The sequence below is a fragment of the Tumebacillus lipolyticus genome (assembly GCF_042682745.1).
Taxonomy (GTDB): domain Bacteria; phylum Bacillota; class Bacilli; order Tumebacillales; family Tumebacillaceae; genus Tumebacillus_A; species Tumebacillus_A lipolyticus.
This window is the reverse complement of record NZ_JBHUIO010000002.1, coordinates 376,316-389,945: the sequence shown is the minus strand read 5'-3', so window position 1 is coordinate 389,945 and position 13,630 is coordinate 376,316. Positions and strand designations below refer to the sequence as shown.

Annotated in this window: 12 protein-coding genes; all 12 read left to right on the top strand. The window is 55.2% G+C overall.

Features of this window, described 5'->3' with window-relative positions; genetic code table 11:
- The 12 genes from ACFSOY_RS01205 to ACFSOY_RS01150 all read left to right on the top strand — a co-directional run bounded on the left by ACFSOY_RS01205 (position 1) and on the right by ACFSOY_RS01150 (position 13,549).
- A complete protein-coding gene (locus ACFSOY_RS01205) occupies positions 1-840 on the top strand; it encodes an isopentenyl phosphate kinase (RefSeq protein WP_386043523.1) in 840 nt (279 codons plus the stop codon).
- Positions 815-1,459 (top strand): dTMP kinase, encoded by a 645-nt coding sequence (locus ACFSOY_RS01200; RefSeq protein ID WP_386043521.1) that lies wholly within the window; start codon positions 815-817, stop codon positions 1,457-1,459. Before ACFSOY_RS01205 ends, ACFSOY_RS01200 begins: the two co-directional genes overlap by 26 nt.
- A gap of 120 nt (positions 1,460-1,579) precedes the next feature.
- A complete protein-coding gene (locus ACFSOY_RS01195) occupies positions 1,580-2,449 on the top strand; it encodes an NAD(P)-dependent oxidoreductase (protein WP_386043519.1) in 870 nt (289 codons plus the stop codon).
- Positions 2,450-2,657: 208 nt separating this feature from the next.
- Positions 2,658-3,632, top strand: coding sequence for a biotin--[acetyl-CoA-carboxylase] ligase (locus ACFSOY_RS01190; RefSeq protein ID WP_386043517.1), 975 nt, complete (start codon positions 2,658-2,660; stop codon positions 3,630-3,632).
- A 298-nt stretch (positions 3,633-3,930) separates the two neighbouring features.
- The gene (panB, locus tag ACFSOY_RS01185; protein ID WP_386044444.1) at positions 3,931-4,797 is read left to right on the top strand and encodes a 3-methyl-2-oxobutanoate hydroxymethyltransferase; all 867 of its coding nucleotides are present in this window, start codon (positions 3,931-3,933) and stop codon (positions 4,795-4,797) included.
- Positions 4,798-4,802: 5 nt separating this feature from the next.
- Positions 4,803-5,660, top strand: a complete 858-nt coding sequence (gene panC / locus ACFSOY_RS01180; protein ID WP_386043515.1) for a pantoate--beta-alanine ligase — start codon at positions 4,803-4,805, stop codon at positions 5,658-5,660.
- Between the two features lie 26 nt (positions 5,661-5,686).
- Positions 5,687-6,067, top strand: a complete 381-nt coding sequence (gene panD, locus ACFSOY_RS01175; RefSeq protein WP_386043513.1) for an aspartate 1-decarboxylase — start codon at positions 5,687-5,689, stop codon at positions 6,065-6,067.
- A gap of 80 nt (positions 6,068-6,147) precedes the next feature.
- Entirely contained in the window at positions 6,148-7,722 is a 1,575-nt protein-coding gene (locus ACFSOY_RS01170) for a tetratricopeptide repeat protein (RefSeq protein ID WP_386043511.1), read from the top strand.
- Positions 7,723-7,924: 202 nt separating this feature from the next.
- A complete protein-coding gene (locus tag ACFSOY_RS01165; RefSeq protein ID WP_386043509.1) occupies positions 7,925-8,893 on the top strand; it encodes an S-layer homology domain-containing protein in 969 nt (322 codons plus the stop codon).
- A 150-nt stretch (positions 8,894-9,043) separates the two neighbouring features.
- Positions 9,044-11,929 (top strand): ATP-dependent DNA helicase DinG, encoded by a 2,886-nt coding sequence (gene dinG / locus ACFSOY_RS01160; RefSeq protein WP_386043507.1) that lies wholly within the window; start codon positions 9,044-9,046, stop codon positions 11,927-11,929.
- A 258-nt stretch (positions 11,930-12,187) separates the two neighbouring features.
- On the top strand, positions 12,188-12,859 hold the full coding sequence (sigH, locus tag ACFSOY_RS01155; protein WP_386044443.1) for an RNA polymerase sporulation sigma factor SigH: 672 nt from the start codon (positions 12,188-12,190) through the stop codon (positions 12,857-12,859).
- A gap of 63 nt (positions 12,860-12,922) precedes the next feature.
- Complete coding sequence (locus ACFSOY_RS01150; RefSeq protein ID WP_386044441.1) at positions 12,923-13,549, top strand: redox-sensing transcriptional repressor Rex; 627 nt, start codon at positions 12,923-12,925, stop codon at positions 13,547-13,549.
- Positions 13,550-13,630 lie beyond the last annotated feature (81 nt).

The following is a 13,630-nucleotide window of genomic DNA, read 5'->3' as shown; positions in this document are numbered from 1 at the left end:
ATGTACGTGGTCAAGATTGGCGGCAGTCTGCTCACCAACAAAGACGGGTACTGTGCCCCCAACAGGGAGATGGTGCGTCAATATGCAAGCTTGATTGCCAAAGAGTGGGACAGGCTGAGCGGCAACTTGATCCTGATCGTCGGAGGCGGCTCGTACGGAAATGCGGTGCCGATTCGCTACAATTTAAAGGACGCATCGCTCCCGTGGAGAGAGCAGGATCTCTCGATGATGACCGTCAAGATGTTCGAGTGGCTGTCTTTGGTCACCGAGATCTTTCGAGAAGAGGGCGTTCCCTGCTATCCGTTTCAGACGAGCGGGTATGTGATAACAGATGATAAGCATCCGCTTCGCTATTTTATCGAGCCTGTTCAACATGTTTTGGAGACCAATGTGCTCCCCGTTTTCTCTGGCGATCTCGTGTTTGATCTCTCGCGAAAATTTACCATCTTTTCGAGCGACAACATTCCGGAGCTGTTTGTGGAGCGCATGCGGCTGACCCGCGTGGTGATGATGACAGATGTTGAAGGCGTGATGCGGTTCGACCAGGACGGGCATGAGCGAACGCTGATTCCGACCGTGACAAAGGAAAATTTTCGCGAAGTGCTTCTGTGCACAGGGCCCTCGCGGAAGCAGGACATCACAGGCGGGATGAAAAACAAGCTCGAAGCGCTGTTGCGGCTTGCTGAGCGGGGCGTGGAAGGCGTGATCACCAGCGGGTCCGACCCGGAGGCGTTGCTGCCGGCCCTGTTCGATGAGCGCCCTGCTGGCACTTTCATTCGACCGTGGGTGAACAACATGAGGAGGCAAAAAGCAGATGTTGATTGCGTTTTCGGGATGTGACGGAGCGGGGAAGAGCACGCAGGTACATGCGGTGAAGCGCATGTTGGAAGAGCGTGGCTATCAGGTTCAAGTGCTCGACAAGTGGGATGTGCGGGATCATCAAAAGTTTCCAGAGTGCCGCATGATCAACATCGAGCTGGAAGATCTGAAAAATGCGGTCGGCGAGATGGAAGGGCCGAGTCGAGCTCTGTTCCTCTTTTGGGCGATCGGGATCACGATGACCCGCGATGATCTGGACGACCGATCGAAAATCTACCTGCTGGATGGTTACTGGATGAAGCATGCGGCGGTGGAGATCGAATACGGTTGTGATCCCGCGTGGATCGAGCAGACGGCGCGTCAATTCCGCCCTGCCGACCTGACTTTCTATTTTGATGTCACACCAGAGGTGGCGTTCGAGCGCAAAGATGATTTTAATGTCTATGAATGCGGGCGCGACCCCGAGTGTCGGCCAGCATCATTTTTGGCCCATCAGACCAAGCTGCGGGCGCGGATGTTGGACTGGTCTGATCGTTTCGGCTGGCAGGTGGTCTCCTCGCTGCAAGATCAGGCGGAGATCACCAAGCAGGTGATGGCGCAAATCGATCAGTTGTTGGCGAGCGCTCACGAACAGGTGTAGGCAAACGATTGATCCTGTCGCCGCGAAGCTAGACGGGCAAGCGATGCGGCTGGCAGATGACAGAAGGCTTGCGACCTGTTCGCGAGTCTTCTGTCCAGTTTTATCAAGGTGGGTGAAGTTATGATAAAGGTTGGATGGTTAGGAACGGGCGTGCTCGGCGCTGCGATCGTCAAGCGTTTGCTGGAGTGCGGGCTTGAAGTGGTCGTCTACAATCGAACGGTAGAAAAAGCTCGTGAGCTGGAAGCGTTCGGTGCACAGGTGGCCACCTCTCCTCGCGAGGTGGCAGCAACGTGTGAGATCCTCTTTCTCTGCGTCAAAGGAGAGGCGGCAGCCGAGTCGCTCCTCTTCGATGAAGATCAGGGAGTCACCGCTGCGGGCAGACGGGGGATCTGTGTGGTCGACACGAGCACGGTGAGCCCCGACTTTGCAGTCTCCCTGCATGAACGGTTGCGCCAAGCTGATCTGCACTATCTCGAAGCTCCCGTCTCCGGCGGTCGCGAGGGTGCGCTCAAGGGAACGATGGGCATGGTGATCGCAGGTGAGCAGTCGGCGGTGGACGCGGCGCGTCCGGTGCTCGACCGTTTCACGGCAAAACTGCACTATGTCGGTGCGCCGGGCAAGGCGCAGCTGATCAAAGTGTTAAACAATTTGGCGGAGAGCATCAACCTGCTGGCGGCGAGCGAAGTGATCGCCATCGGACTGAAGGCGGGCATCGACCTCTCCACGCTGCACACGGCGCTCTCTTCGATGCGCGGGTACTCCACCTATATGGGCGTGCTCTTCGAACGCATGTTGGCGCCGTCCGACACCGTTTCCACGTCGCTTGCTGTGCGGTTGAAAGACCTGGGGCTGGCTCATTCTGTCGCCGATCAGTATGACGTTTCCATTCCGATGGGCGCTTTGGCTCAACAGCTGTTCAAGCTGGCAGCGCAGCAGCAAGACCCGGAGGTCGATCAAACGAAATGTGTTCAGCTGTTGCTCGAACAATAGCAGATGCCAACCGATCCAGATCGGTTGGCATCTTTTCGGTTTGCCGTTCGGCGGTGGTGTTTCGACCATGTCGATCTTAATCTGCTCCGATCGGGAAACGCTGATTGGACAACCGATCGGCTAGCTCATAAAATAGAAGCAGTTCCCTCCGCGCGTGGAGGGGCTTTCTGACAGATTGAACCTTCAACTACAAGGAGCCAAGCCACCAATGATGCAATCTTCCATCCTTCAAATGCTTCGCGAGCGCCCTGGCGATTTCGTATCGGGCGAGGCGATGTGCAATGCGCTCGGCGTATCGCGTACGGCGATCTGGAAACATATTAAAGATTTGCAAGATACAGGCTATCAAATCGAGGCGGTTCGCAACAAGGGCTATCGATTGCTCTCCGCCCCCGACCTGGTGACAGCTGCCGAAATTCGGGACGGTCTGACCACGACGCTCTTCGGGCAGAGCATCGTCTTTCGACCGACGATCGATTCGACGAACAATCTCGCCCAAGAGCTTGCCAACAACGGGGCTTTGGAAGGAACGCTCGTCATCGCCGACGAGCAGGAGCAGGGGAGAGGCCGTCGCGGCCGCAACTGGTATTCGCCTCCTCGCTCTGGAGTCTGGATGTCGTTGATCCTCAGGCCGCAACTGCCGTTGGCTCATGCGCCACAGATCACGCTCGTCACAGCGATCGCGCTGGCGAAGGCGCTGACACGGCTGACCGGCGAACGCGCCGGGATCAAATGGCCGAACGACATTCTGTTCGGCAAAAAGAAATGTTGCGGCATCCTCACCGAGATGAGCGCAGAGTTTGACCAGATTCATCATCTTGTCGTCGGGATCGGCATCAATGTGAATGTCGCGCAAGCCGATTTCCCAAAGGAGATTCAAGACATTGCGACATCGTTGCGCGCGGTGAAAGGCGCCACCCTTCCGCGGGCAAAGGTTGTGCAGACGGTGCTGGAGGAGCTGGAGCCGCTCTATCGTCAATATGTGGAAAACGGTGGGTTCGGAACGCTTCGCGAAGACTGGAAGCAGATGAACATCACCTTGGGCAAGGAGATCGTCGCGCATACTGCGCAAGGGACGATTCGCGGACGCGCGCTCGACATCGACGAATTTGGCGTGCTTTTGGTGGAAGACCAGTCGGGAGAGCAGAAAAAAATCTACTCGGCCGACATCATGTTTACATAGAGGAACGACGCGATCGACGCAGGTGCAGAGGCGTTTAAAAAATGCGGATGATTGGATTTTCATGTAAGCGAGAACACTATACAGACAATCCATTCCAATGTATACTGATGGTGGAGACGGTATCATGGAATGAACTGTACTCCGCATGTCATACAAGCGCAATGCAATTTAAACTGAATCTGCTCTGAGCCGAATGCGGACCGAGACAGGACTAATCTTGATTCTGACAGGACTCTGTGTGCCTCTTCGCGGCTCATGGGGTCTTTTTTGGCTTATGGCAGGCTCAACAAGGAGGAGTCTGGCTGTGACAACCACAAAAGCAACGACAGTCAAGCTACGCGAGATGAAGCAGGAAGGCAAGAAGATCGTCATGTTGACCGCTTACGATTTTCCGACTGCGCGGGTGGCAGAAGAAGGCGGGGCCGACATGATTCTGGTCGGCGATTCGTTAGGCATGGTGGTGCTCGGCTACGAAACGACCTTGCCGGTCACGATGGAAGACATCATCCATCACACGAAAGCGGTTACACGCGGCTCGAAAAGCACGATGATCGTCGCTGACCTCCCGTTTCTCTCCTACCACATCTCCACGCCGGAAACGGTGCGCAACGCCGGGCGCCTGATCCAAGAGGGTGGAGCGGACGCGGTCAAGATCGAAGGCGGACGCGAGGTGATCGAGGGGGTCGAAGCGATCGTGAGAGCGGGCATTCCGGTCGTCGGACACCTCGGGCTGCAGCCGCAGATGGTCAACCAGCTGGGCGGCTTTAAAGTGCAGGGGAAAGATTACGAATCGGCCCTGCGCATCTTCGAAGACGCGCTTATGCTGCAAGCGGCAGGATGTTGCGCCATCGTCCTCGAATGCATACCGACTCCGCTCACCAAGCTGATCAGCGAGCATCTGGACATCCCGACGATCGGAATCGGCGCGGGCGATACGGCTGACGGACAGGTGCTGGTCATCCACGACATGCTCGGGATCACCGACCGCTATATGCCAAGATTTGCGAAGAAATACAGCGAGCTTTTCCAAGAGATGACCACAGCGGTCAACAACTATGCGACAGAAGTGCGAGATAGCCTCTTTCCAACCGCCCAGCATAGCTTTAAAATGAATGAGGATGTTTTGGAGAGACTAAAGAGTGAGATAAACCAGAGGAGCTACTAGTCACTATGATCATCGTCCATACGATTCAGGAGATTCGAAAGCATGTGCGCGATCTGCGCGCAGCCGGAAAAAGCATTGGATACGTCCCGACGATGGGCTATCTGCACGAAGGCCATCTGTCGCTGATTCGATCAGCAAAAGAGCAGAGCGATGCTGTGGTGATGAGCATTTTTGTCAACCCGTTGCAATTTGGCCCAAACGAGGACTTCGAACGATATCCTCGCGACCTGAAGCGCGATGCAGAGGTGGCTGGGGCGGCCGGATGCGACATCCTCTTTGCCCCGAGCGTCGAGGAGATGTATCCGCGCGGCGACGGCAAAGTGCTGACCACCGTCGATGTGGAAGAGGTCACCCACCAGCTGTGCGGCGCGTCCCGCCCAGGTCATTTTCGCGGCGTGGCGACGGTGGTGTCGAAGCTCTTCAACATCATCCTGCCTGACAAAGCGTTTTTTGGGATGAAGGATGCGCAGCAGGTGGCTGTTCTGCAGACGATGGTCGATGATCTGAACATCCCGGTTGAGATCGTTCCTTGCCAGACGGTGCGCGAGCCTGACGGTCTGGCGATGAGCTCGCGAAATGTGTTCCTGACCGATGAGCAACGTCAGCAGGCGCTCGTGCTCTCCCGCTCGCTCAAGGCGGCAGAAGCGGCGGTGGCAGCCGGTGAGCGAGATGTCTTGCAGCTGAAGCGACTCGTGCGCGAGATGATCGAAGCGCAGCCGCTGGCCGATATCGATTATGTGGAGATCGTCAATTTTCGCGACCTTGCGACGATCCTGACGATCGAACAGCCAGCCTTGCTGGCGCTCGCGGTGCGCTTTGGCAAAACTCGCCTGATCGACAACACCGTTTTGGCGGGCAGATAGCTTCTTAGAAAAAGGAGAATCGGGTTATGTTTCGTACGATGATGAAATCAAAAATCCACCGGGCGACGGTGACGGAGGCCAACCTCAACTACGTTGGCTCGATCACGATCGACCAAGATATTTTAGATGCGGTGGATATCTTGGAAAATGAGAAAGTGCAGATCGTCAACAACAACAACGGAGCACGCTTGGAGACCTATGTGATCTCCGGTGCTCGCGGCTCCGGTGTGATCTGCCTGAATGGTGCGGCCGCTCGCCTCGTGCAGCCGGGAGATACGGTGATCATCATCTCTTATGCGACGCTTTCGGACGAGGAAGCGAGAAAGCACCATCCGGTCGTCGCCCTGATGGACAGCGAGAACAAGATCGCCGATATCATCAGCGAAACGCACGGCACCATCGTCTAACTTTTGCTTGATCTGGATAAAAAAAGCCTCCCGCGCCAAGACTAGGAAGTAAGTCTGACAGGAACGGGAGGCTTTTTGTCATGTTTGAGAAACCGTTTGAACTGCTCAAGCGCGCCGTGGATCGCATCGAGCTCCAGCTGCAGAGCGCCGACCTTGATCAGAAGCGCATCTTGGGGGAGGAACTTCTCGCCCTTCGCGGTGCCTGCGACACGTTCGTCGAAAAATGGCTCGCCTTTGAAGAGCGCGTAGCCGAACTGGGGGAAACCTATCGACTCGATCTCGATGGCACACTGCCGAGCGAGGAGCTGCAGGCGATGCAGCAGAAGCTGTCCGCCCTGCAAAAACCGTATCTGCCCACGATGCGCCAAGAGGAAGACGCACCGGAGGCAATGGAAGGCGCTGAGGAACTAACTTCCTTCGCCGACGGGCCAGCTCCCACTCCGAAAGTGATCCTCTCGATGGGAGAAGGGTCCTCGATCAGGCCGGTGGAAGAAGGCATGGTTCGTTCGTTTCGGCGCGGTCTCGGCTATTTCGATCTGTTGATGTTTCAGGAAGCGACAAAAGAGTTCAGCCGAGTGCTTGAGGTCGATGCATCGTTTACGATCGCGAGGTTGTATCTGGCGTTCGGCTGTCTTGCCCAGGAAGAGTATGAGGCGGCAAGCCAGCACCTCAACCAGCTGAAACTGGAGGAGGACGACGAGCTGATCCGCGCGACGGTACATGCTACATTCGGCCATATTTTTGCCGCACAGGCGCAGTATCGACAGGCGGTGATCGAGTTTGAAGCGGCGCGCAAACTCGTGCCAGACTTCCGAGATATCGAGTTTAACATCGGCTGTTGTCACTTCAACCTCGGCCAGCAGAAAGAAGCGCTGCTCAGCTTTCAGCGAGCGCTGATGCTGTCCCCGGAAGATTGGGAGGCGCATCGGCTGTGTGGGCTGCTGAACGCAAAGCTGGGCAACCGAGAGCGCGCCTACCGCCATCTGGCGCGCGCCTATGATGTCAACGGGGCAAATGAAGCGGTGATGATCGAGTTTGCTCGTCTGTCCGAACAGATGGGGCGAGCCGAGCATGCGGTCGCGCTGTATCAAAAGGTGCTCCGCTACCATCCCGACTCGGCGGAAGCGTACGGCGGACTGGGGTGGATCAGGATGCGTGCGGGCGATCATCAGCAGGCGGCCGCCCTGTTTAAAAAACAGCTCTCCTTCAAACCGAACGACCGTCAAGGCATGTTCAATCTCGGCTGGTCGGCGTATCACCTCGGGGATTATTCGAAAGCGGAGCGATGCTTTGCACAGCTGCTCAGCCAAAATGCGCGCGACATCTTCGCGTTGGCAAGCATCGCCCGCACTTGGAGCGTGACGGGGAAGCGGGCGGAAGCGAAAGATCAGCTGTTGCGGCTGGTGGCGATGGAAGGGGCGGCCGAGAAGAAGCTCGGTCTCTACAATCTGGGTCGGCTGGCGATCGAAGAGGAGTCATACCTGCAGGCATTGCGGTACTTTAACGCAGCCCTCGTCTACGATCGGAACTGTGTCGAATCGATCTTTTACAAAGGCATCGCCCATTATGCGCTCGGTGAACAGGAGCGAGCCGATCAGTGTTTCGAAAAATGCAAGCGTTTGACCTCGCTTCCACAGGAGGAGGTATACGCTTGAGCAATGGGAAAGATCAGCCTGGTCGCTGGTCTTTTTTGTTCGTTCCGCTAGACACGCCGATGCGGTCGAGTGCGCCGAAAAGTCATCATTTTCTAAATTTCTTTCCAAGCTGTGAAACTATCGCGCCGCAACTAGCGTCCTTAGTAATAGAGGGTTCTTCGATCAATGATTTTTAAAAATGTAAGCATAAGGAGGCGTTTTTGTGAGCAAGGCGAAACATTCGATTGCATGGCTCCTCGCAGCCGGATTGGTGCTTTCTTCGCAGTCTGCGTGGGCGATGGTCGGCGCACCAAAAGTAAAATCGTCCGATCAGATGGTGATCACCGTCTTCGATCCTGACGGAAAAACTCCAGGAGGCAGCATGATCAACGATCCGGATCTCCATACGATTCAAATCAAGGCTCCGCAACTGCAAGATCTGGATGGGCATTGGTCGCAACATTCGCTTCAGCAACTGCTCAAAGCGGGCGTGCTGACGCGCGGTGAGCTCGGTGTCTTTAAACCGAACGAACAGATCAAGAAAAAAGAGTTTGTAAGTTGGGTCGGTCGCCTGTTGGGCAAGAAAGAGACCGCGCTGGAAACGAGCGAAGGGGTGACCCGCCTTGAGGCGGCCGTCTGGCTGGCAGATCTGCTGCCGGCGATGAACACCGGCATCAACGGAGCCAATCTCAAATATCCGTTTACCGATACGGCTGGAATCTCCCAAGAAGAGCAAAGCTCGATTCATTATCTTTACCAGCTGGGCATCATGATCGGCGATGGTCAGGGTCGCTTCTCTCCGCAGGCGAAGCTGACCAGAGCGGAAGCGGCTGTATTGCTCGACAAAGTCCTCTCCCGCGCCAACCAGCTGGCGAAACCGGCAAAATATGATGTCCTGAAGGGCACGCTGCCGGAGACGGTGCACACGCTGGTGCAAGAGAATAAGACGGAGGCGGGCGTCTACACGGTCGACGAGGAAGGTGTGCGCTACATTGTGGTCGCAGGCGGTTCGATGCCGAACCCAGGCTATTCGATCGAAGTGACCAGCCTGAGCGAGTCGGACGGAGCCGTTTTTGTCGGAACGAAAGTCAATGCGCCTACACCTGGCTCGATCAACCCGGAGATGATCGCATATCCGGTGCTCGTGCTGAAGACTGCGGCCTCCACCAAGCCCGTCTTCCTGCTCAACTGATGAATATTGTTTCCTGTACTAGGAAAAAAAGAGAAGTGGCGATGACGCCGCTTCTCTTTTTTATGTCAAACGAATGCAGACGGCAGGATTTATCGAACGAAAGGCGAACAGAGTCTATTCACAAACGATAAATAGGAGCTGACCCAGAGCGTGTCCGAGATATATGTGGTGTTTGACCTTGAGACAACCGGATTGAACGCGGCTCAGGATCATATCATCGAGATCGGTGCGGTTAAGCTAGTCGATGGCCGTATCAGCGAAGAATTTCAAACATTGATCCATCCAGGTCAGCCCCTTCCTGCTTACATTCGTGAACTGACAGGTCTGACGGATGATGAACTACAGGACGCCCCATCGCTAGAGGAAGCGATCGAGTCCTTTTTAAAGTTTATTGGCGATTCGATTCTGGTTGCGCACAACGCAGACTTCGATCTCAGCTTTTTAAATGAAGCGCTTGAGGAGTGCGGCTACCTGCGCTATGTGGGCGAGGTGATCGACACGGTCACGCTGGCCCAGATCGTCTGGCCGCGCGAGTCCAGTTTTTCATTGGGGTCGCTCGTTGAAAAGCACAGCCTTGAACATGAGCGAGCGCATCGCGCCCTGGCCGATGCGAAGGCGACCGCTTCGATGTTTACGCTGCTGCTCGAAAAAGCGGAGCGATTGCCGTTTTTGATCCTGCAACAGATCTACGGCCTGACCGAGTACAGCGATTGGCCATTGCGCCATCTGTTCCGCAGGCTGGCAGAGTCGACCACATCGCTGATGCAGATCGACGAGCCGGAAGGGTGTGTCACGATCGATCGACTGATGCACAGACCGGTAGTGATACCAGCCAAGGAGAATGAGTCGGGGGGATCGTCTGCCAGCTTTTCTGTCGAAGAGGTGGAGTCGGTGCTCGCCAAAGGCGGGCCGATGTCCGATCTGATGCCAGGTTATGAGGAGCGGCCACCACAGATGCAGATGCTGCGAGCCGTATCGGAGGCGTTCGACGAAGGCAAACACCTGCTGGTCGAAGCGGGGACGGGGACAGGCAAGTCGCTCGCCTACCTGATTCCGGCTGTCTACTACGCGAAGACGAAGGGAGAGCGCGTCGTCGTGGCGACGCACACGATCAACCTGCAAGAGCAACTGCGCGAGCGAGATGTGCCCTTGCTGACCGAAGTGGTTCCCTTTCCTTTTGAGATCACGGTGCTCAAAGGGAGGAGCAACTATCTTTGCATGCGCAAAGTGGCGATGGGAGTCAATCATCCTGGCTTGATCACCGAGCACAGCGAGATCACCTTTAACGTGCGGATGCTCACCTGGCTGCTGGAGACGGGCGGCGGCGATCGCGAAGAGTTGACTTTGTCCGGACCGCAAGCGGACGGATGGAGCAAGGTGGCTTCCTCGTCAGACTCCTGTATCAACAAAGCGTGCCCCTGGTTTCGCAACTGCTATTATCACCGCGCGCGAGCACTGGCGCAAAACGCCGATGTGGTGATCACCAACCACTCGCTGGTGTTGACCGATGTCAAAGCGGATCACAACGTATTGCCCGGCTATCAGCACCTTGTGCTCGATGAGGCGCACCATATCGAAGACGAGGCGACGAAGCATCTCGGCACAGAAGTTTCCTACTTTCAGATGTACGGTGCGCTGAACAGGCTGTTCCGCGACAAGAACAGAGGGTTGCTCAATCAACTCCTGCAAAACATCGACATCATGCAAGGCGGAGATCGGGAGGTGTATGCCGATCTGCGCGCTGCGGTCGAGGCGATGCTTGAGCAGATCGGGGAGCTGCGGGACTCGAATGAAGAGGTGTTCCGCATGCTGCAAGAGTTTGTGATTCACAACTCGACAGGCACAGACAACGGGCGATATACGCTGCGCCTGCGAATGGAGATGTTTGAGAGCGAAGCGGTCGAGAAAGCTTGGGAGGCGATCGCGTCCGCCTCTGAAAATCTGCAGACGGACATGCAGTCGTTTCGTCGCTTCGCCGGGAAGATGGAGGACTATTCGGAAGAGCTGATGCGCGATGAGATGTACGCAGGTCTGCTCACCGATATCGGCGGACAGGTAAAAGAGCTCGATACCGGCTGGCAAGGGCTGGCGACGTTTTTGCGCTCCGTCGGCTCGGAGACCTCTGTGCTGTGGATGGAAGCGGAAGATCGGACGCATCGGCCGGTCGTCTTTCTCAATTCAGCCCCGATCGATGTGGCGCCGCTCCTGCACACTCATCTCTTCTCCAAAAAGGAGAGCATCGTGCTCGCCTCCGCGACGCTGTCGATCAACCATGATTTTAAATATGCGATCAGGCAGCTCGGGCTGTCCGAATCTGACAAGGTGGATCGACTGTTGACGCTTCAGGTCGATTCTCCATTCGACTACAAAAAGCAATCGTTGCTCTGCGTGCCTGCTGACGCATTGCCGGTCAAGGGAGTGAGCGAGAGCGAATTTACCACCTCCTTTGCCGAATCTTTAACCAACCTCGCCCGCGCATCGCAAGGGCGGATGCTCGTGCTGTTCACATCGCATCGAATGCTGCGCGAGACCTACAACAAGGTCAAGCCCTCGCTTGCCGAGCACGGCATCGGCGTGTTGGCACACAATATCGATTCCACCTCCCGCCATCGTCTTGTCCAAGAATTTCAGCGGCATGAGAAGGCGGTGCTGTTCGGGGCGAATTCGTTTTGGGAAGGGGTGGACATCCCAGGCGATGCGCTGTCGCTTTTGGTGATCGCACGGCTGCCGTTCTGGCCGCCCAACCAGCCGGTCGTCGAAGCGAGAACTGAGAAGTTGGAGCGGGAAGGGCGCAACGCGTTTATGGAATACAGCGTGCCACAGGCGATCATTCGGTTTAAGCAGGGGTTTGGCCGTCTGATCCGCACCAAGCGGGACAGGGGTGCGATCGTCGTCTATGATCGGCGCATCGTCGAATCACGCTATGGACGTCATTTTATCAAGTCGCTGCCCGGTCCTTGGTTCTATCAAGGAACGGAGCGCGAAGTGTTGCGCACCGTCTATAATTGGCTAAAATCTCCATTAGTGGTCGATTGATGGGAAGGATTCGTATTGAATCCTTCCTTTTCTATTTATTTCTTCACTTTTCGACATTATTTTCGGAATTTTCTTCAATGGTGCAGGAATGTCGAAAAAGAACCAAATAGCGCTATATTCGGGAGATAAATTGGAAATATCGGCGATTTTCGTCATTTGACGTATCTTAATGAGGGAAGTTAAGATTATGACAAATTAATAGATTTTATGAGGTAAGTTGAACAGTACGCAGATGAACTTGAGGTGATCGCGGTGGCAATGGCAAAGGCAGAAGTGCGTTATACAGCAGAGTCCGTTCGAGCAGAGAGCGCTGATCTTACTTTTGAAGAGACAGTGTTGCGAGCACAGCAAGGTGATGAGTTTGCGGTTGAAGAAATTTTTCACAGCTTCCATCCGATCGTGAGAATGAAAGCACGGTCCTATTTTATCGCGGGCGCTGACAGCGAAGACCTGATCCAAGAGGGCATGATCGGCTTGTATAAGGCAATTCGGGATTTCCAGCAGGAACGGCAGATCCCATTTCGCGCGTTTGCGGAGATCTGCATTACCCGCCAATTGATCACAGCGATCAAAACTGCGATGCGACTCAAGCATCAGCCGCTCAACTACTATCTCTCGCTCAACCGGCCGATGTATGAAGAGGACACGGATCGAACGCTGATGGATACATTGCCAGGCCCTGCGATCTGTGATCCGGAGTATGTCTTTTTGGTCCGCGAGCAATTGAAAGAACTGCGTGAAGAGCTGGCAGGCTCCCTTTCTCCATTTGAGTTGAAAGTGTTGACGCTGTATGTCGATCACAATACGTATAAAGAGATTGCGGACGAGATGGGGACAACCACCAAGGCGGTCGACAATGCTCTCTGTCGCGTCAAGCGCAAACTGCTTCCGTTCTATTCCAATAAAAAAATGACAAAGCTCACCTCGTAGTTCGCAGGAGTTTTTCCCCAAACGGCGAAGTTTCTAGGATATTCGCTATGAGGGGGGATCTACCTGAAGACGCCGAAAATTTCAAAAGCGGTTGTGCGACGGCTACCCGTCTACCTGCGGTATTTGCAACTGCTTGATGAAATGAATATTCGCACGGTCTCCTCCTACGAGCTCGGGCAAAAGCTCGATATGAACCCTGCTCAGATCCGAAAGGATCTTGCCTATTTTGGCGAGTTCGGGCGGAAGGGGATCGGGTATGAAGTGGGCTACCTGGTCGAAAAGATCAAGCAGATTTTGAAGCTCGATCGTCATTTGAACGTTGCGCTGGTCGGCGCAGGTCATTTGGGTATCGCGCTGTCCAACTACAACCGATACACGAATGAGAAGATGTCGATCGCAGCCATTTTCGATACCGACCGGGAGAAGATCGGCACGCAAGTTGGGAATCTGATCATTCAGCACATCGATGAGTTAGAACAGGCGGTGCGCGAAAAGGAGATACGCATCGGCATGATCACCGTACCGGCACCTTATGCACAAGGGGTTGCAGATCGGTTGGTCGAGGCTGGTGTGAAGGGCATTTTAAATTTTGCTCCCGTCTCGCTCCTCGTGCCTTCAGATGTGCATTTGCGCAGTGCTGACGTGACGACCGAGCTTCAGTCGCTCGCCTATTACATCGAAGAATCGTGATACGAGAAGAACCCCTCATGGAGATCATGAGGGGTTTTTTGTGCCCTGACACATACTAAGCGCAAACTGAGCTAGGGGTGA

Bases quoted from the DNA above. Each gene is read 5' to 3' on its own strand.
- ACFSOY_RS01205 (WP_386043523.1), top strand. From the start codon at position 1: ATGTACGTGGTCAAGATTGGCGGCAGTCTGCTCACCAACAAAGACGGG.
- ACFSOY_RS01200 (WP_386043521.1), top strand. From the start codon at position 815: ATGTTGATTGCGTTTTCGGGATGTGACGGAGCGGGGAAGAGCACGCAG.
- ACFSOY_RS01195 (WP_386043519.1), top strand. From the start codon at position 1,580: ATGATAAAGGTTGGATGGTTAGGAACGGGCGTGCTCGGCGCTGCGATC.
- ACFSOY_RS01190 (WP_386043517.1), top strand. From the start codon at position 2,658: ATGATGCAATCTTCCATCCTTCAAATGCTTCGCGAGCGCCCTGGCGAT.
- panC (WP_386043515.1), top strand. From the start codon at position 4,803: ATGATCATCGTCCATACGATTCAGGAGATTCGAAAGCATGTGCGCGAT.
- panD (WP_386043513.1), top strand. From the start codon at position 5,687: ATGTTTCGTACGATGATGAAATCAAAAATCCACCGGGCGACGGTGACG.
- ACFSOY_RS01170 (WP_386043511.1), top strand. From the start codon at position 6,148: ATGTTTGAGAAACCGTTTGAACTGCTCAAGCGCGCCGTGGATCGCATC.
- sigH (WP_386044443.1), top strand. From the start codon at position 12,188: ATGGCAAAGGCAGAAGTGCGTTATACAGCAGAGTCCGTTCGAGCAGAG.